This window comes from uncultured Deefgea sp., from assembly GCF_947072475.1.
Taxonomy (GTDB): domain Bacteria; phylum Pseudomonadota; class Gammaproteobacteria; order Burkholderiales; family Chitinibacteraceae; genus Deefgea.
In genome coordinates this window covers 1-17,763 of the sequence record NZ_CAMTIA010000057.1, presented here as the reverse complement: position 1 = coordinate 17,763, position 17,763 = coordinate 1, and the positions used below count along the sequence as shown (strand labels likewise).

Here is a 17,763-nt window from a genome sequence, read left to right as displayed (position 1 = left end):
ACGAAGTAACGGAGATAAAAAATGCCGTTCACTTGGCTTAAGTGAACGGCATTAACGGCTTGCCGTGCTGTTTTTTTATCAGCCCTCGCTCAAGGGCCGCTGTAGTAATTGTTGGCGTAATGCTTCAATGGACTCAAGACAGCAAGCTTGAGCGATTTCTTGCTCACCGTCAGCGCCGATTTTATATAAACCGTAACGCATCAATTGTGGCTGCTGTGTCGTGCTCCAAACGGGGTGAATGGCGTAAGTCATGATCTTCATCACTTTGAGCGCGACGGCAAGAGGCCGTTGATCTATTGCTCTTAGCTTTAATATCGTTGAGATTGAGCAAAACTGAACTACCACTGGTCAGGAAAATGCTGCACTGCATCACTTGCTGCTGTTTTTCTCCGCCCAACACCAATGCCAAGGCTCATACACATAGCCAAAACGATTGTTGCGTGGAAAAGACAAACTAAAACCAAACTCAGCAGCATGCGAATTTAACCAAGCAAATGCCGGCATATTTTCAAATTCTTCCGTCACCACAGGGCCGCCCGGAGTAAAAATATCCACCGCCCTACCTGTATGATGCTCGCTACACCCCGGTGGCGCGAGCACCTGCAGAACATCGTCGATCAGCACGCCAGCAGTCAACTTTTTTTGGATTAACTCCACTTGCCGCGTGCTGGCGCGATAAGCCGATGCAATTTGTAGTTCAACACCATCTTGCCAAGCCGCCCGCTGCATCAGCTCCCATGCCGCGGCGGCAGCAGGAATCAATTGCCAGATTCGGCCATCGTCGCTCACCGCCACATCAATTAATTCAGTGGCCTCAGCAAACAAAGTCAAATGACGGCTTTGCAATAATTCAAAAGGTATGCCCAGCTCTGCCCATGCTAATGCTAGCTCTGGCGTCATACCTGATGGATATGCTTTCATTTAAAAACCTGGCAGTTTAAATGCAGTGCTAATCGGCTTACCTTTTTTGGCTCGCTTACCAATATACGGCGCCATTTCGTTCTCATTTAAAATCCACTCTTGCGCCTTGCCGCCACGCCCAGTGTAATTAATGGTTAACGTTAAGCCGTCGCAAATGGTGATGGCATTGAGCTGATCTTTTGGATCGAGTGCCATGGTAATCACACCACGACCACCGCCAGTGAGTTGCTTAAATTCGCTATACGCAAACAAGTGCAATTTACCTGCCGTCGATAAGCAAGCCACCAATGATGTTTCACGTGGAACAAAAGTCGACACCCGCAGCAATGTCTCACTCTCTTCCAAGCTCAAAAATGCTTTACCGGCTTTTTGTCGACTGAGTAAATTATCAAACAAACAGCTAAAGCCATAGCCACTGGAGTTGGCCAGCACCACCCATTCGCCTAATTTAGCCGCCAGCATTTGGCTAATCCGCGTTTTAGCCACCAAATCGACCAAAGTGGTGACTGGCACCCCATCGCCACGTCCACCGGGCACCACCGAGGCTTGAATCGAATACACGCGGCCATCGCTACCAAATAGTGCAATCTGGTCAATCGTGCGGCATTCAATCGCCGCCAATTGGCTATCACCATCTTTAAAGCTCAAGCTTTGTAAATCAAGACCATGGCCTTGGCGTGCGCGTAACCAACCTTTTTCTGACAAAACAATCGTCACCGGCTCATCGACCACCGCCACTTCGGCAACGGCGCGTTCGGCGTGTTCGATCAAGGTGCGGCGCCGATCGGCGTATTTCTTTTTGTCGGCTTCGATTTCTTTAATAATGAGTTTTTGCATTGCCGCCGGATTGGCCAGCAAGTGTTCTAGCTCGGTTTTTTCGGCACGCAGCGCCGACAATTCTTGCTCAATCTTGATCCCTTCCAGTCGCGCCAATTGGCGTAAGCGAATCTCAAGGATGTCTTCAGCTTGGCGTTCCGATAAATTAAAAGCGGCCATCAACGCCGATTTAGGCTCATCCGAATGGCGGATGATGCGAATCACTTCGTCGATATTGAGCAGAACCAGCAAGCGGCCTTCCAAAATATGGATGCGATCATCCACTTGCCCCAGACGATACTGGCAACGACGCGTCACCGTCACAAAGCGAAAATCAATCCACTCGGCGATTAAATCACGCAGCGTTTTTTGCCCAGGTCGACCATCTCGGCCAATGGTCACGATGTTGATTGATAAGCTACTTTCTAAGCTGGTATGCGCTAGCAGCAAATTCATCAAATCATCTGAGCTTTGCCGTGATGATTTTGGCTCAAATACCAAGCGCACTGATTTGTCTTTACCCGACTCATCGCGAACACGATCGAGCACGCTCAAAATCAATTGCTTGGTTTGCACTTGATCTTGGCTAAGCGCTTTTTTACCTTTTTTCACTTTGGGATTAGTGAGTTCTTCGATTTCTTCTAATACTTTTTGGCTCGACGTGCCGTGTGGTAATTCAGTCACCACCATTTGCCATTGGCCACGCGCCAGCTCTTCTTTTTCCCATCGGGCACGCACTTTCAAGCTGCCACGGCCATTTTCATACGCCGTTGCAATATCTTTATGCGAAGAAATAATCTGCCCGCCGCCCGGCAAGTCAGGGCCTTGGATATACGTCAGTAACTCAGCAGTGGATAATTTTGGATTACGAATCAGCGCGATGCTGGCATCGGCCACTTCACCTAAATTATGCGATGGCATTTCAGTAGCCATCCCTACCGCAATCCCCGATGCGCCATTCAGTAGCAACATGGGTAAACGTGCCGGCAGCAAAACCGGCTCTTGAAATGCGCCATCGTAGTTTGGCGTAAAGTCGGTGGTGCCTTTATCGAGCTCACCGAGCAGCAGGTCAGCCACCGGCGTTAAACGCGCCTCGGTGTAACGATAAGCCGCCGCGCCGTCGCCATCGCGTGAGCCAAAATTGCCATGCCCATCGATCAAGGGATAGCGCAGCGAAAAATCTTGAGCAATACGCACCAAAGCGTCATACGCCGATTGATCGCCATGCGGATGATATTTACCCAACACATCACCGACAATCCGCGCCGATTTCATCGGTTTGGCCGTCGAGCTTAAACCCAGCTCGTGCATCGCGTATAAAATCCGCCGCTGCACTGGTTTTTGGCCATCTTCAATTTGCGGCAAGGCGCGGCTTTTCACCACACTCATGGCGTATTCAAGATAACTTTTTTCGGCGTACAGCCCTAGCTGTACGGATTCACCATCATCAGGTACAGCAGAAACTTGCGTAGCAATAAAACGCCCAGCAGCCGCTTGATTGGATTTCAAGGGCGTTGTAGGCATTTCTACGGGGTCGAGTAAATCATCAGACATGGATCAGGCCAAAGTGAATCTAGCCTCGTATTCTATCTGCCTGCATGGCTAGGTTCAAAGCGCTAACGACAAACAACAAAAGATATATTGAACTCAGGGTATTTGTAAGAATACTGTTATAGTGTGCAAGGCCCATTTTTATTAGCTTGAGCACGAATTGCAAACCAAGATATCACTACGATTTGCCGTGAGTTTTACCTTTGCTGCCTTACTCATTTTGGCGCTATTGCTCAGTAGTTGGCTGCAATTTCAAAACCAAAATAAGGCCATTGAAAACTTAGCTGAAAAAATCATGGCCGAACAGGCCAATGAAGTTCGGCATCAATTGCTGGATTTTTTAGCCACTCCAATTTTAAATAATCAAATTCTCAATAATTTATTTGAAATTCAAACCATCAACGAAAAAACCGATTTAAGTCAACTGAATCAGCCGTTTATTAACACCTATACCCATGTCTTAGGTAATAAACCCGCACTCAGTCTGATCGGCTTTGGCAGCGCAAGTGGCCAGTTTATTGCCCTACTTCGTGATCAACAGATCACGCGTCTCTTGCTCAAAGATCAAAGAACTCAAAACCAGCTTCAGCTCTATCCGCAAGCAGAGATTGGTGCCGAAAGCCAAATCATTCCCGGTTACGATCCCAGAGAGCGGCCTTGGTATCAAGCAGCAATCCACAGCGGTCAAGCCAGTTGGTCTGACGTGTACGCCACATTCGATCAGGCGCAATCGGCCACTTTGTCGTATTCCAGCCCAGTGTATAACCAAGTCAATCAGCTGATTGGTGTTTTGATGAGCGATATAAATATCGATCACTTCAACCAGTTTTTGCTTGAGCAAGCCCTACCAGGTCATGGCGCGATCTTTATCGTTGATCAACAACAACGCTTAGTGACGCACTCCTCTCCACGTAGCGTAATGACCGCTAATCCAGAACCACAGGCCCCCGCACAGCGTACATTTGCCAAAGACAGTGAGCAAGCCCAAATCCGTGCCGCCAGTGCTTTACTCAATCAAGGGGCTAATTTACAAACTCATTTTCAATTACGTGGCGAGCGGATTTATTTTCAATCGATTTCACTGAATAATTTGCCTGGTATCGATTGGCAAATCATTATTTTAATTCCCGAAAAAGACCTGATTGGCAATCTAAAACAAAACCAACGCAATACCGTGCTTGTGATCTTATTGATTGGGCTGGCGGTAGCCATGTTAGCATGGTGGGTATTAGGGCGTATTACTCGGCCTATTATTTCTACCACCTTGGCCGCCGAAAAACTCGGGCATACCGATTGGCAAGCCATACCTAGCTCAGGTATTCAGCTTAAAGAAACCGCCCTGTTGACCAAAACCTTTAATGAAATGGCAAGCAAGCTGGCATTGTCTTTTGAACAGCTCAATCAACAAATTCGCTTTGACTCAATGACCGGACTGATGAATCGCAACGGCCTGGCGGTTGCCATCAATGATTGGGCTTATACCCCAAGCCAGTCGCAACTGATGCTGCTAATTGGTTTAGATGGCTATCGCGCCATCAACGACAGCGTCGGCCATGAGCTCGGTGATGCGCTATTGCAATCGATTTCAGTGCGACTGCTTGAGCATCTGCCACCCAACGCCTTGCTCGCTCGTACCGCCGGCGCTGAATTTACGATTTTATTGCCAGAAATCAGCAGCCCAGAAGACGCGACCTATACCACGCTGCGTTATTTGGCCTATTTCTCAGAAGCCTTTCAAGCCGAACAATCAGCCGATGAAATCGTCGTCACCGCATCCATTGGTGCAGTGTATGAGCGCTTTAAACGCAGTGATTTAAATGATTGGCTGCGTAATGCCAGCGTGGCTCTCGGCAAGGCCAAAGCCAAAGGTTTTGGCTCGTATACTTTATTTGAAGCCGAAATGATAGAGCAATCCATCGCCAAAACACGGCTCACTTCTGAGCTCAAACTGGCGCTAGAACGGCAAGAATTCCGCGTGTTTTTCCAACCGGTGATTGACCTACAAAATGGCGAAACCATCGGCGCAGAAGCGCTGATTCGTTGGGAAAGCCCACGCGGCATGATCTCCCCAGGGGTATTTATCCCCGCCGCAGAAGATTCCGGACTGATTTTACAAATTGGTAATTGGGTATTGCGAGAGTCTTGCCAGCAAATTGCCAATCAGCTCAAAGCCGGCTGGCGGGCTGATTTTGACGTGCATGTGAATGTCTCGGTACGGCAATTAATTCAATCTGATTTTTATGAGCAACTGCAGTTTATTTTGCAAACCACTGGTTTACCGGCACATAACCTCACCCTAGAAATCACTGAATCTTGCTTAGTCACCCAAAGCGAAGTGGTCGCCAAATTAATTCGCCGTGTTCGCGCGCTTGGCGTTGGCATTGCGATTGATGACTTTGGCACCGGCTATTCATCGTTAGCGTATTTGCATCAATTTGATTTTGACTACCTTAAAATCGATCAATCCTTTATCGCCAGAATGCTCGAAAACATTCAAGACGAAGCGATTGTCTCGGCCATTATCAGTATGGCTGCCGGTTTTAAAGTGATTTTAGTCGGTGAAGGGGTAGAAACCGAAGCCCAAGCCAACCGCTTACGCGAACTCGGTTGCCAGCGGGTTCAAGGGTATTTCTTTGGGCGACCTGCGCCGTTAGCGGCATGGTCCGACGATATCATTCAACAAAATGACCAGCAAAAAAACAAAGGTATATTGTCCAATACTTTGATTTAAAAGGATTGGACTAATATACCCATGTTGTTTGAATTTCTATATCGCTAATACCTTGCGCGAATCATCAGCGCCGACCCAAGCTATTTATTCTCATGCTGCAAAACATAATCAATCGCCGCGCAGATGGTGACCACTTGCGCTCGATTGCATTGCTCAGCGCTAGCCTTGGGGCTATCGGGATACACCTCGGTCGTCGTGACATACATCGCATCGGTCATGCCACCGCAAAGACCCAAGGCTTTTTTAGCATAATTGATCACCCCCAATTGCTGCAATGGTTCACCAATCAGGCAGCCTGCTGCATCAGCCACAGCAATATGCGTTACTTGGCTAACCGCAGAGATTAAAGCGCCTTGAAATTCAGGCTGAGGATTTTCGCTATCGCCAACCAAATAAAAGCCATCCGGAATATCGTGATATTCAAAAGCCACACCATCACGAGCGGCTTTAGCCGGACCAAATTCTGAATTGTCGGTATCGGTTGTTTCGTGCAAATCGATATGCAACGCCACTTTTTGGGTTTGTGCGCGAATAAAGGCCATCGCAGCGGCGGATTCTGCGGCTGGGCTATGCTCGACAAAAGCGCGATTGGGATCAATAGCCAGCGGATTCCAGCGATTAATCGTTTCATAAGCCCAAGGGCTAATGCACGGCAAAATTAATAAATTCACCCCAGCCTGATAATGGCTCAATTTTTGGGCAATAAATTGCAATGCCCCTTGCACGCCACTGGTTTCATAACCATGTACCCCACCAGTGACTAAGACCGTTGGACGATGCGCTTGCCAATCACGGCTACGTACAGCAAACAATGGATACTGCGCCAAACCCTGAGGCTGATAGTCCAACACCGCATATTCCACCAACTCGGCCCAATCGGCCAGTGGCGAATCTCGATCTAATAATAAGGCAGTTAATGGGCTAACTACTTCATCCCAATAATTGCGTTTTCTTTGCTGTATCGCCAGCCAATCGGCTTTTTCCTTTGCTTGCCAAGCTATACCCAATGTACCGATCGGATAAATAGGCTGATTTACAGTGCTCGATTTTGTCATGAGGATACGCCTTAAAATTACTCAGTTATTCAACTATACCATCGCAACACCGCGTCGCAAGCGTGCTGGTATGGCGAAAAAAACCGCAGAAAAAAATCCAAAATAATCCAAGCATAAAAAAAGGCGCCCGAAGGCGCCTGATCTTTGTTGCTATCCGTGGCTTATTTGACCGCCGCCGCACCACCAATGACTTCTAGAACTTGCCATTGACCGTTTTTAACGGTGTAAACCGTAATCGCGCCATTATTGATATCGCCTTTGGCATCAAACGAAATCGGTCCGGTAACCCCTTCGTATTTCATTGCGGCTAATTTTGGTAGATATTTTGCTGGATCAGCCGAGCCCGCTTCTTGCATCGCTTTGACCATCATATTCACTGAATCGTAGCAATATGGAGAATACAGCTGCACCTCATTGCCAAATTTAGCTTTGAATTTTTCTAAGAATGCCTTGCCGCCAGCCAACTGATCTTTAGGTGTGCCTGGGCTTGTGGCATACATGCCATCCGCATCCACACCGGCAAGTTTAATGAATTCAGGCGTTTGCGAGCCATCGCCACCCATGATAATGACATTTAAGCCCAGCTTTTTAGCTTGTTTTTTCATTGGCGCAGCTTGAGCATCCATGCCGCCGTAAAAAATCAAATCCGGTTTACTGCCTTTAATGCTGGTTAATACCGCATTAAAATCAGTTTCTTGGTTATTACTAAATTCGCGCTTAACAATTTGCGCGCCAGCGGCTTTGGCCGCAATTTCAAATTCATCGGCCAAGCCTTGGCCGTATGCTGTGCGATCATCAATGATGGCAATTTTTTTCGCGCCCAATTTACTCACCGCGTATTGGCCCAGCACTTTACCTTGCTGTGCATCATTGGCCATTACTCGAAATGCCGTTTTAAAACCTTGGTTGGTGTAATTCACCGCAGTGGCCGATGGTGAAATTTGCGCAATGCCCGCATCAGAATAAATTTTTGACGCAGGAATCGTCGTTCCTGAATTCATATGACCAATAACACCCGCCACATTGGCATCAACAAAACGCTGCGCCACCGTGGTCGCAGTTTTTGGATCACCTTGGTCGTCTTCTGAAATCATTTCTAATTTCATTTTTTTACCAGCAATATCCACTCCACCCGCCGCATTGATTTCATCAATCGCCAGCTTCACGCCGTTTTCATTGTCTTTACCAAAATGCGCAGCTGGGCCAGTTAAAGCCGCTGAATGCCCAATTTTAATCACCGACTGGCTTGGCTCTTCCGCCGCCGCCGGCGTGCTCGCCGCTTCGCTGCCAACAGGCGCTTGTTTACCACACGCAGCCAAACCCATCACGGCCGCAGCAATCAAACTATAAGAAGTGATATTCATTTCAGGACATTCCAAAACAGAGAAAAAGACGGATCGGCATTAATACCAATAATTGTAAGGCTCAACGCATCATGCAGTAGCATGCCATACAGGAATACTAGGGTATTCCTGTAGTCGATCGTCAGTTCAAACTAATGATTAATTTGCAATCAAGCACAGCGGTTTTATTTTTCGAATTTCCAATGAGCATCGCCGCATTACAAAGCGCCTACTTAAAAGCCCCAATATCATATTAGGGCTTTTGTTTTTTACAAAACCTGTAAAGTAAAATATTTAAACTGCATTTCTTGATATTGGCCCGATTTAATGAGTTGGTCTAAAGCTTTATTAAATTTTGCCACCATTTCATGATCATCTTTAGCCAAAGCAATCGCTTCGCCTCGTCCTAATCGTGGATCGCCCTTGATGATATTACCGACATAATTGTAGTCTTTAGCATGGCGTGGATCGCGTAAAAACTCGCCGAACACGGCGCTATCACCAAATACTAAATCCACTTCATTGTTATTCATCCCTAGTAATAAAGCATCGGCATCAGGATAGTGCTTTAGTTTTACTTTGCTATTATCAAATTCAGCTGTCAGATAGTTGGCAAACGTAGTATTTGAAACTACACCAATGGTTTTCCCTGCTAAGCGTTCTGGCGTCATCACCGGCAAAATAAATTGACGACTATTTTTAGCTAAATATGCGGCAGGAACCCGTGCATAAGGTTGCGTAAACTGGACTAATTTTTCACGCTCATCAGTGATCGACATCGTAGCAATAATCGCATCGGCTTTTTTATCTTGCACCGCAGGAATTAAATCATCCCATTCATAACGCTCAATACTGCACTTCACCGCCATTTCTTTGCATAGCGCATTGGCCAAATCAATATTGAAACCGACTAATTGCTGGTTTTTATCTAAATATTCAAATGGTGGATATTTACCCTCGAGGGCAATTCGCAAAAGGGGCTGCGATTCAGTCGTCGCACTGGCGATTTGAGTGGTCGACGTTGAGGTATTTTTTTGTATTAGCGAAAAATACAACACTGGCGCGGCGATGATTGCCGCAGCAATCACAATCCATTTTTTCATGACGATTCATCCATTACTCTGTAAGTAGCAAATCATACGGAGAGCGGATTTTAATCGAATCAGTAGTTTCCCCGCTTGTTTATTATTAAATTTATTAAACAAAAAACATAATCACGTCAAACCACAAAGCGTCGCTATTTACCACGCTATCACCACCACAAAAGCGTTCCGGCAAAATTATTCGCTATACTCAGTCGCTTAAACATTGTGGAGACTAAAATGTTCTTTACTGATAAAAAATACATTACCGATTTAAATGAACAAATTCGTCAGTTGCATGCAGAGAACGCACAACTAAAAAAAGAAAACACAAAGCTAAATAGTGATCAACAATTTATCTCCAGTTTACAAGTGCAAGATAATGGCGATGGAAAATACTATCAATCTTTATTCAAGACTATGGATTTATTTGGTGAGTCGCTCAAATTAAGTGCACACTCTATCGGCCATCTTACCGATAAAATGCAAGCAGAATTACGCTGCGCTGCTGATTTATCTCGCGTGGCCCAAGACAATAATCAAACAATTAATACGATTGCAAATAGCTTAAATCAACTATCCAGCACGGCAATACAATCAGTCAGTGACGTCGATAAACTTAATCAGCAATCTGATCAAATTAGCGGCATCGTGCAAATGATCAAAGAAATTGCCGATCAAACCAATCTATTGGCTCTGAATGCGGCAATTGAAGCCGCGCGTGCTGGCGAGCAAGGCCGGGGTTTTGCTGTTGTTGCCGATGAAGTTCGTAAACTCGCAGAGCGCACCGGATCTGCAACTAAAGACATTAGTCAATTAGTGGGTGATATTCGTACTGAAACCCAATCGGTTAAATCCACAATGAACACCCTGGCCGAGCAAACCGCCCAATTTAGTGCAATGGGCAGCAATGCAGCCAATGAAATGAGTTTATTGATAAAAATTTCCGCCGAGATGGAAACACTGGTGGCTGCAAATCGGCTCAATACTTTTGTTGAAGTGAGTAAAATCGAGCATATTGCATTTAAATTTAAAGTTTACGAAAGCGTTGCCGGTGGCGCTGCCATGCCAAATCTCAATGATCCACATCAATGCCGGTTTGGTCGCTGGTATTACGAAGGTGAAGGCAAAGCACAAGCGGGAAATCATCCGGCTTATCGCGAATTAGAAGTGCCGCATAATGAAATTCATCAAATGGGTAGCCAAGCCTTTAGCGCATGGCAAGCCGGGCAAAAATCACAAGTGATTGAAGCGCTCAATCGAATGGAAAATACCAGTTTAAAAATGATTCATATTTTAGATAAGTTAATTGATTAAACAGCCAAAACTAACTTAATCATAATTTGCTTTGATCGAATTGCATGCGCAACACTTGTTGTAGCTGCTTTTGCCCGATCAAATGCCAGTAACGATTTGACAGGGCTTCAATTTAGCCACAAAAAAACCCGCAATCGCGGGTTTTTATTTTTGGGTATCTCAATAGATGCTTTAAATATAAAGGGCTACAAGCCAATACCTATTATAAGTCAGCCTCAACCTCATTCCCACGTGCTTCCAGCCATGCACGGCGGCTAGAGGCTTCGGACTTACTCATCAACATATTCATCACATCACGGGTATTGGCCGCCACATCGGAATGAATCGACACCCGCATCACGCGGCGCGTGTCGGGATTCATCGTCGTGTCGAACAATTGCTCGGCGTTCATTTCACCCAAGCCTTTGAAACGTGAAATATTCCATGCAGACTCACGTAGTTTTTCACCCTTGAGTTTATCTAAAATCGCAGTCAACTCACCGTCGTCGAGCGCATAAAATTTGCGTGGCGGTTTGTTTTTACCACTGCCACCCACGTCAACGCGATACAACGGCGGCTGCGCGACATAGATGTGGCCGTTAGCCACCAACTGCGGGAAATGGCGATAAAACAGCGTCAGCAGCAACACTTGAATGTGCGATCCATCCACGTCCGCATCGGACATAATAATCACTTTGCCGTAACGTAGGCCGCTCATATCTGCGCCGCTATCGAGCGTATGCGGGTCAACGCCAATGGCGACCGCCATATCGTGGACTTCGTTATTGCCAAAAATCTGATCTTTATCGACTTCCCAAGTATTGAGCACCTTACCGCGCAGCGGCAAAATCGCTTGAAAATCTTTATCGCGACCCATTTTGGCCGAACCGCCCGCCGAATCCCCCTCGACGAGAAATAACTCACAGCGCTCGGTTTCATCCGAGGCGCAATCGGTCAATTTACCCGGCAATACCGCTACACCAGAGGATTTTTTCTTTTCGACTTTTTGCGCGTTTTTCTGCCGCGATTGCGCGGCGCGAATGGCGAGTTCGGCGAGTTTTTTACCCAAATCAACGTGTTCATTCAGCCATAACTCAAATGGCGAGCGCACCATCGCCGATACCAGTTTGAGGCCATCACGACTGGTAAGTTTGTCTTTGGTTTGACCTTGGAACTGCGGGTCGAGCACTTTGGCGCTTAATACAAATGAGCAGCGGCTAAATAGATCTTCCGGCAGTAACTTCACGCCTTTGGGCAGCAAGTTATGAAAATCAATAAACGTTTTTACGACTTGAAACACCCCATCTCGCAGGCCAGACTCATGCGTTCCGCCGGCTGGCGTTGGAATCAAATTCACATACGATTCGCGATTTACGCTACCGTCTTCAGTCCACGTCAGCGCCCAAGCACAACCTTCGCCGCGCGAGAAAACCTCATCTTCACCTTCGATGTATTTTTCGCCCTGCAAAATAGGGATCAGCTGGGTATAACCGGCAACTTGCTCATTGAGATAACCCAACAAACCGTCTGGATAACACCAACGTTTTTCGAGTAATTCACCATTCGCTTGCTCAATATTGAGCGTAACGATCAGCCCAGGCAGAAGCACCGCTTTAGATTTTAATAAATGCTCAAGATCGGCAACCGGAATGGTTGGGCTATCAAAATATTTAGCATCCGGTTCAACAAAAACCCGCGTTCCGGTATCTTTTTTTAGACATGTTCCAGTAACGAGCAAGGGCTCAATCACATCGCCACCAGAAAAAACTAGGCGGTTAATTTGTCCTTCGCGACGAACTTCAACCTCTAGTCGTGTCGACAAGGCATTGGTAACCGAAACACCAACGCCGTGTAAACCACCCGAGAAGGCATAAGCGCCACCGTCTTTTTTATCAAATTTACCGCCAGCATGTAGCTGAGTAAATACCACTTGCACCGTGGGCACACCCTCTTCAGGATGTAAACCAACCGGAATACCTCGACCATTATCCGCAACGCGCATCGATTGATTACGGTACAGCACCACATCAATTTGCGAGGCATAACCGCCAAGCGCCTCATCGGCAGCGTTATCAATCACCTCTTGGCAAATATGCAAGGGATTATCTGTGCGGGTGTACATGCCAGGACGGTGGCGGACTGGATCAAGGCCTTTTAAAACCTTAACGGAAGATTCGTCGTATTTAGGAGCTGCCATTGTTTCACGTGAAACCGGTAAAAATGATTGGAGGGAAGTCTAGCAGAGAAAGCCTGAAACGACATCGTTTCAAATATCCACAACCACGATGTCTTGCGCAAGCCAGGTGCGAATATTCAATATTGAAAATCTAAATTAGATTCAGCCAATCACACTGAGCTATGCATTGAACGCACTCACGTTGATTGATGCGGCTTCAGCATATTTGATGCAGTGCTATCGATGTATAGAATAGTATCAACTTGGGTATATCGATGAAAACCATGATTTACAAGGCTTATAGAGCAATACATTCATTCAATACCCCGACGATATTGAATCGCCTCAGCCAAATGCGGCGTTAAAATCGCCTCACTACCGGCTAAATCAGCAATCGTTCGTGCAACACGTAATACTCGATGATACGCCCGTGCAGACCAGGCTAATTTTTGAATCGCATTTTGCAACATGGCCAAGCCTGCGGCGTCCGTTTGGCAATGGGTTTCCATGGCCGCCCCGAGTAAAGTTGAATTGTTATGACCTTGGCGTGCTAGCTGCCGCGCACGAGCCGCACAAACCCGTTCACGCACCAATAGACTGCCTTCACTTGGCCCCTTGGCCAATAACACCGTATCGGGAATCGCCGGTACTTCGACCACCATATCAATACGATCCAGTAATGGTCCAGAAATGCGGCCTCGATAGCGCAGCACTTGCTCTGGCGAGCAACGACATGCTTTCTTCAAATGCCCCAAATATCCACAAGGGCAAGGATTCATCGCCGCCACCAGTTGAAATCGCGCGGGGAATTCAGCTTGCCGTGCTGCGCGCGAAATATGAATTTTTCCGCTCTCCAGTGGCTCGCGCAATACCTCTAAAACTTTTCGATCGAATTCGGGTAGCTCATCTAAAAACAGCACCCCGTGATGCGCCAGTGAGATCTCTCCAGGTTGCGGAATACTGCCGCCCCCAACTAATGCCACGCTGGACGCCGTATGGTGCGGGCTACGAAAGGGCCGCTGACCGACACTCTGCAGATCAAGTCCATTTTGGCCTAAGGACTGAATCGCCGCCGCCTCTAGCGCTTCAAATTCTAATAAGGGCGGCAATATACCAGGCAGCCGCTGCGCCAACATTGACTTACCCGTTCCTGGTGGACCGATCAGTAATAAAGAATGATTACCCGCGGCCGCCACCTCAAGCCCACGTCGGGCGGCAGACTGCCCCTTCACATCGGCTAAATCAGGATAAATTGGAGTCGCCCTATCCGTTGGCGCTAAAGCTGTAACCAACGATTGAGTGCCAGTCAGATGGTGGCAAACTTCGAGTAAATGCGCGGCAGACAAGATCGTTGCGTTTTGAATTAAGGCGGCTTCATGGCTACTACTGGCACTAATAATCAGTGTTCGTTGTGCATCACGCGCCGCCATTGCGAAGGCCAAGCCACCGCGCACTGAGCGTAATTGCCCAGTTAAACCTAATTCACCTGCAAATTCGTAATCGGCTAAATGCTCACAGGGTAATTGCCCACTTGCAGCTAAAACACCCACCGCAATCGCTAAATCATAATGCCCTGCCCCTTTGGGTAAATCGGCTGGGGCTAAATTAACCGTGATCCGGCGATTAGGAAATTCAAAACCAGCGACTTGCAATGCCGCTCGAACCCGTTCACGAGATTCACGAACTTCAGTATCGGCCAATCCCACTAAATTAAATGCGGGCAAGCCATTAGCCAGATGCACTTCAACGGTAACCGACTGCGCAGATAAGCCATCTAACGCTCGAGAATACAAAACGGCAAGCGACATGATTCATTCACAAATGCTATGCTAATTTATACAGTGTAAGCAGGAAAATCAGATTTAATGGAACAATCAACGATTTTAATGCCTAATTTCCGAAATTTAGGTGTGGTGTTGCGTGCCTTAGTCTTGGTGCATTTAGGTGTCTTGATTTATGTATTTATCAGTATTAACCGCTGGAATGAATGGATCAACAAACTGACTGAGATTAGTTTATGGGTTGAACCCGTCCTACTCATTTCATTAGCAGGGTTGGCAGTAATCCGTACTCCATTACAAAAAATGAACTACCAAAATGCCGTGATCAGCGTATTGATCTGGGTTTTCTGTGTCGCGTTTAGCATATCTAATCTTTTTCAAAATTTAATCCCGCTTGATCAGAGCGTCGTACCTTGGCGCTTTGAGTTTATTACGCTCTGCGTGACATTTTTGCTGCTGCATTATTACCAACTTTGGATTCGCGCCCTATCGCCGCGCTTAGCCGAGGCCAGACTTGTCGCCTTACAGGCAAGAATAAGACCGCATTTTTTCTTTAATAGTTTGAATGCGGTGCTATCTTTAATACGAAGTCAGCCAAAGTTAGCAGAACGGCTACTAGAGAACCTGTCTGAACTCTTTCGCGTAGCCATGGGTACAGAGACAGGTCTTTCCACAATGGCGCGCGAAGTCGAATTGGCGCAAGGTTATCTTGAAATTGAAAAGGTACGTTTAGGTGATCGCTTACAAGTTGAATGGCATATCGACAAGATGCCTAAAAACGCCCTGATCCCACCGTTGATTTTGCAACCATTGCTAGAAAATGCAATTTATCATGGTGTTGAGCCCAACATCGAACCTGGGATTATTCAATTGAATATATTTCGAGTGCGTGAGGAAGTACACATCAACATTCGAAATCCTCTTTTAAATAGTACACCGCTACGACGCGGTAATGGCATGGCACAAGAGAATGTACGCGAGCGTTTACTGCTTTATTATGATGCCGAAGCAAATCTCAGCATCAATACAGGAAACGACTATTATCAAATACATATCATGCTGCCCTATCGGGAGCTTTAACAATGAATACTGCGTTACGACTCTTTCTCGTTGATGACGAATTACCGGCACTCAACCGACTACAAGACCTTCTAAATGATTGCGCCCAAGAATGTCCAAATCAGGTCATTGGCACAGCAACCAATGGCATGAGTGCGCTACCGCAAATTGCAGAGCATGACATTGATGTGGTGATTTTAGATATCCAAATGCCACAAATGAGTGGTATTGAGGTCGCCAAAAAATTAATGCATTTAGCCAAGCCACCTGCCGTTATTTTTGCGACCGCATTTGAAGATTATGGCGTTGCTGCATTTGATGTGCGTGCGGTAGATTATTTACTCAAGCCAATTCGACAAGATCGTCTACTTACAGCATTAAAACGAGTCGTAGAACAAAGGCAGCAACATCATATGCCAAGTAATCAAGCAATCATTGAAGGTGCTCGTAGCCATTTCAGCGTGACTGAACGTGGACGAGTGCATTTAATTCCAGTCAGTGAAGCTCGCTTTTTAAAAGCGGAACAAAAATACATTACATTGCGTACTCGTGATCGTGAATACTTACTTGAAGATTCATTAACTAAGCTTGAAGATGAATTTGGATCAAAATTTGTCCGAATACATCGCAATTGTTTAGTCTCACGCGATAATATTGCTGGATTCGAACGCGAAGTGCAAACCGGTGGCGAGGCACATTGGGTGGTTATATTACGCGATGTGCCAGAGCGATTACCTGTAAGTCGTCGCCAACAACATATTATTAAAGATTTCAAAAAAGGTCATGATGGATAATTTTAGTATTAATACCCCTTCATTATTATTTCCTGCTATTTCCTTATTAATGCTGGCCTACACGAATCGATTTTTAACTATTTCTAGCATTATTCGCCAGCTTTATGATCATCACCGTAGTAATCCACATGTTAATATTTTGCGCCAGTTAGCCAATCTAAGAAAGCGTGTTTGGCTTATTCGTTACATGCAAGCTTTTGGTATTACTAGCTTATTACTGTGCATCATTTCAATGATTTTTATGGCAATTAATTTAGATCAGCTAGCGCAAGGTTTATTTGTTGCTAGCTTAATATTAATGATAGGATCATTAATATTGTGTTTACAAGAAGTGATGGTTTCTGATTCTGCACTAAAGATTTTATTATCTGATATTGAAGATGAGATAAAACAACCTAAAAAATAGATTATACATTATAAAAAAACGGGCTTTAGCCCGTTTTTTTATGCTAGTAAAGCTAAAATCCACATTGAAGCTAAATTAAGCAAACAAATTAATTGTGCTGCACTACCTAAATCTTTAGCTCTTTTTGCCAAGTCATGCTTAGCTAAAGAAGTATGATCAACAGCGGCTTCAATTGCTGAATTTAATAGTTCAACAATCACCGTAACTAAATGACTTGCAACAACAATCGCATGAGCCCATGCAGGCATAACTAGAAAAAACGACAATGGAATACCAATAATCGCCAATAAACTAACTTGGCGAAATGCAGCCTCATTTATCCAACCCGCTTTTAAACCATCAATTGAATAACCCAATGCATTTAATACTCGTTTTGCACCTGTTTTACCTTTAAAGGGACTTTCACTCACTCAGATTCTCCAGTTAATATTAAAATATATCGGCATAACAAATATAACTTGTTAATAAAGCAACTGGCAACGCAACAATCAAACCTAAAAACATTGGTAGCATGGCTAAAAATAAAAATACTCCACCAATCACGGACATAATTAAAATCGGCTGCCAATTACGCCAAAATGCTATAAATGACAATTTCATTGCCTCGCTAGCCTTCATTCCTTGAAGCATAACTAAAATAGGCGCAAAAAAATAAGTACTATAAACAATTAAAAACGAGAATAATATAATAATTAATAGGGTATGCGGAAAATTTGATTGAAAACCCTGTCTTTAGCTCGATCAGTTTTTCC

The 17,763-nt window shown here is 45.6% G+C and carries 15 protein-coding genes and 1 pseudogene; 6 read left to right on the top strand and 10 right to left on the bottom strand.

Annotated elements, in window-relative coordinates:
• Positions 1-78: 78 nt before the first annotated feature.
• From Q0V82_RS14200 to parC, 3 genes are all read right to left on the bottom strand, one after another.
• Positions 79-252: a hypothetical protein gene (locus tag Q0V82_RS14200; RefSeq protein ID WP_297576821.1), complete on the bottom strand. Its 174-nt coding sequence runs from the start codon at positions 250-252 to the stop codon at positions 79-81.
• Between the two features lie 117 nt (positions 253-369).
• Entirely contained in the window at positions 370-921 is a 552-nt protein-coding gene (locus Q0V82_RS14195) for a D-alanyl-D-alanine carboxypeptidase family protein (protein WP_297576820.1), read from the bottom strand.
• A complete protein-coding gene (gene parC / locus Q0V82_RS14190; RefSeq protein WP_297576819.1) occupies positions 922-3,291 on the bottom strand; it encodes a DNA topoisomerase IV subunit A in 2,370 nt (789 codons plus the stop codon).
• 187 nt (positions 3,292-3,478) lie between these two features.
• Between parC and Q0V82_RS14185 the strand changes: the two genes are divergently transcribed.
• Positions 3,479-6,019 carry an EAL domain-containing protein gene (locus Q0V82_RS14185; protein WP_297576818.1) on the top strand — a complete coding sequence of 847 codons (2,541 nt, stop codon included), beginning with the start codon at positions 3,479-3,481 and terminating at the stop codon, positions 6,017-6,019.
• An 80-nt stretch (positions 6,020-6,099) separates the two neighbouring features.
• Here Q0V82_RS14185 and Q0V82_RS14180 read toward each other — a convergent pair whose 3' ends face one another.
• From Q0V82_RS14180 to Q0V82_RS14170, 3 genes are all read right to left on the bottom strand, one after another.
• On the bottom strand, positions 6,100-7,074 hold the full coding sequence (locus Q0V82_RS14180) for a M14 family metallocarboxypeptidase (RefSeq protein WP_297576817.1): 975 nt from the start codon (positions 7,072-7,074) through the stop codon (positions 6,100-6,102).
• 161 nt (positions 7,075-7,235) lie between these two features.
• The gene (locus Q0V82_RS14175) at positions 7,236-8,438 is read right to left on the bottom strand and encodes a branched-chain amino acid ABC transporter substrate-binding protein (RefSeq protein ID WP_297576816.1); all 1,203 of its coding nucleotides are present in this window, start codon (positions 8,436-8,438) and stop codon (positions 7,236-7,238) included.
• Positions 8,439-8,686: 248 nt separating this feature from the next.
• On the bottom strand, positions 8,687-9,520 hold the full coding sequence (locus Q0V82_RS14170) for a transporter substrate-binding domain-containing protein (RefSeq protein ID WP_297576815.1): 834 nt from the start codon (positions 9,518-9,520) through the stop codon (positions 8,687-8,689).
• A 618-nt stretch (positions 9,521-10,138) separates the two neighbouring features.
• Here Q0V82_RS14170 and Q0V82_RS16605 point away from each other — a divergent pair.
• Positions 10,139-10,408: pseudogene (locus tag Q0V82_RS16605) on the top strand (methyl-accepting chemotaxis protein); the annotation flags it as partial.
• A complete protein-coding gene (locus Q0V82_RS16600; RefSeq protein ID WP_374758552.1) occupies positions 10,400-10,816 on the top strand; it encodes a CZB domain-containing protein in 417 nt (138 codons plus the stop codon). The pseudogene Q0V82_RS16605 and the gene Q0V82_RS16600, both read left to right, overlap by 9 nt.
• Positions 10,817-11,018: 202 nt before the next feature.
• On the opposite strand, the gene parE is transcribed toward Q0V82_RS16600, so the two are convergent.
• Together parE and Q0V82_RS14155 are read right to left on the bottom strand one after the other, a co-directional pair.
• Positions 11,019-12,992, bottom strand: coding sequence for a DNA topoisomerase IV subunit B (gene parE, locus Q0V82_RS14160; RefSeq protein WP_297576813.1), 1,974 nt, complete (start codon positions 12,990-12,992; stop codon positions 11,019-11,021).
• A 293-nt stretch (positions 12,993-13,285) separates the two neighbouring features.
• The gene (locus Q0V82_RS14155) at positions 13,286-14,779 is read right to left on the bottom strand and encodes a YifB family Mg chelatase-like AAA ATPase (RefSeq protein WP_297576812.1); all 1,494 of its coding nucleotides are present in this window, start codon (positions 14,777-14,779) and stop codon (positions 13,286-13,288) included.
• 57 nt (positions 14,780-14,836) lie between these two features.
• Between Q0V82_RS14155 and Q0V82_RS14150 the strand changes: the two genes are divergently transcribed.
• Genes Q0V82_RS14150 through Q0V82_RS14140 form a run of 3 tightly spaced genes read left to right on the top strand, consistent with a single transcriptional unit; the run spans position 14,837 to position 17,011 of the window.
• Positions 14,837-15,832, top strand: coding sequence for a sensor histidine kinase (locus Q0V82_RS14150; RefSeq protein ID WP_297576811.1), 996 nt, complete (start codon positions 14,837-14,839; stop codon positions 15,830-15,832).
• Between the two features lie 2 nt (positions 15,833-15,834).
• Positions 15,835-16,605 (top strand): LytTR family DNA-binding domain-containing protein, encoded by a 771-nt coding sequence (locus Q0V82_RS14145; RefSeq protein ID WP_297576810.1) that lies wholly within the window; start codon positions 15,835-15,837, stop codon positions 16,603-16,605.
• A complete protein-coding gene (locus Q0V82_RS14140; protein ID WP_226764199.1) occupies positions 16,595-17,011 on the top strand; it encodes a DUF2721 domain-containing protein in 417 nt (138 codons plus the stop codon). Before Q0V82_RS14145 ends, Q0V82_RS14140 begins: the two co-directional genes overlap by 11 nt.
• Positions 17,012-17,049: 38 nt before the next feature.
• On the opposite strand, the gene Q0V82_RS14135 is transcribed toward Q0V82_RS14140, so the two are convergent.
• Entirely contained in the window at positions 17,050-17,421 is a 372-nt protein-coding gene (locus tag Q0V82_RS14135) for a diacylglycerol kinase (protein WP_297576808.1), read from the bottom strand.
• 19 nt (positions 17,422-17,440) lie between these two features.
• The gene (locus Q0V82_RS14130) at positions 17,441-17,611 is read right to left on the bottom strand and encodes a hypothetical protein (RefSeq protein WP_297576807.1); all 171 of its coding nucleotides are present in this window, start codon (positions 17,609-17,611) and stop codon (positions 17,441-17,443) included.
• Between the last annotated feature and the right edge of the window lie 152 nt (positions 17,612-17,763).

Bases quoted from the DNA above. Each gene is read 5' to 3' on its own strand.
- Q0V82_RS14150 (WP_297576811.1), top strand. From the start codon at position 14,837: ATGGAACAATCAACGATTTTAATGCCTAATTTCCGAAATTTAGGTGTG.
- Q0V82_RS14140 (WP_226764199.1), top strand. From the start codon at position 16,595: ATGATGGATAATTTTAGTATTAATACCCCTTCATTATTATTTCCTGCT.
- parC (WP_297576819.1), bottom strand. From the start codon at position 3,291: ATGTCTGATGATTTACTCGACCCCGTAGAAATGCCTACAACGCCCTTG.
- Q0V82_RS16600 (WP_374758552.1), top strand. From the start codon at position 10,400: ATGGGCAGCAATGCAGCCAATGAAATGAGTTTATTGATAAAAATTTCC.
- Q0V82_RS14170 (WP_297576815.1), bottom strand. From the start codon at position 9,520: ATGAAAAAATGGATTGTGATTGCTGCGGCAATCATCGCCGCGCCAGTG.
- parE (WP_297576813.1), bottom strand. From the start codon at position 12,992: ATGGCAGCTCCTAAATACGACGAATCTTCCGTTAAGGTTTTAAAAGGC.
- Q0V82_RS14145 (WP_297576810.1), top strand. From the start codon at position 15,835: ATGAATACTGCGTTACGACTCTTTCTCGTTGATGACGAATTACCGGCA.
- Q0V82_RS14195 (WP_297576820.1), bottom strand. From the start codon at position 921: ATGAAAGCATATCCATCAGGTATGACGCCAGAGCTAGCATTAGCATGG.
- Q0V82_RS14180 (WP_297576817.1), bottom strand. From the start codon at position 7,074: ATGACAAAATCGAGCACTGTAAATCAGCCTATTTATCCGATCGGTACA.
- Q0V82_RS14200 (WP_297576821.1), bottom strand. From the start codon at position 252: ATGACTTACGCCATTCACCCCGTTTGGAGCACGACACAGCAGCCACAA.
- Q0V82_RS14130 (WP_297576807.1), bottom strand. From the start codon at position 17,611: ATGAAATTGTCATTTATAGCATTTTGGCGTAATTGGCAGCCGATTTTA.
- Q0V82_RS14175 (WP_297576816.1), bottom strand. From the start codon at position 8,438: ATGAATATCACTTCTTATAGTTTGATTGCTGCGGCCGTGATGGGTTTG.
- Q0V82_RS14155 (WP_297576812.1), bottom strand. From the start codon at position 14,779: ATGTCGCTTGCCGTTTTGTATTCTCGAGCGTTAGATGGCTTATCTGCG.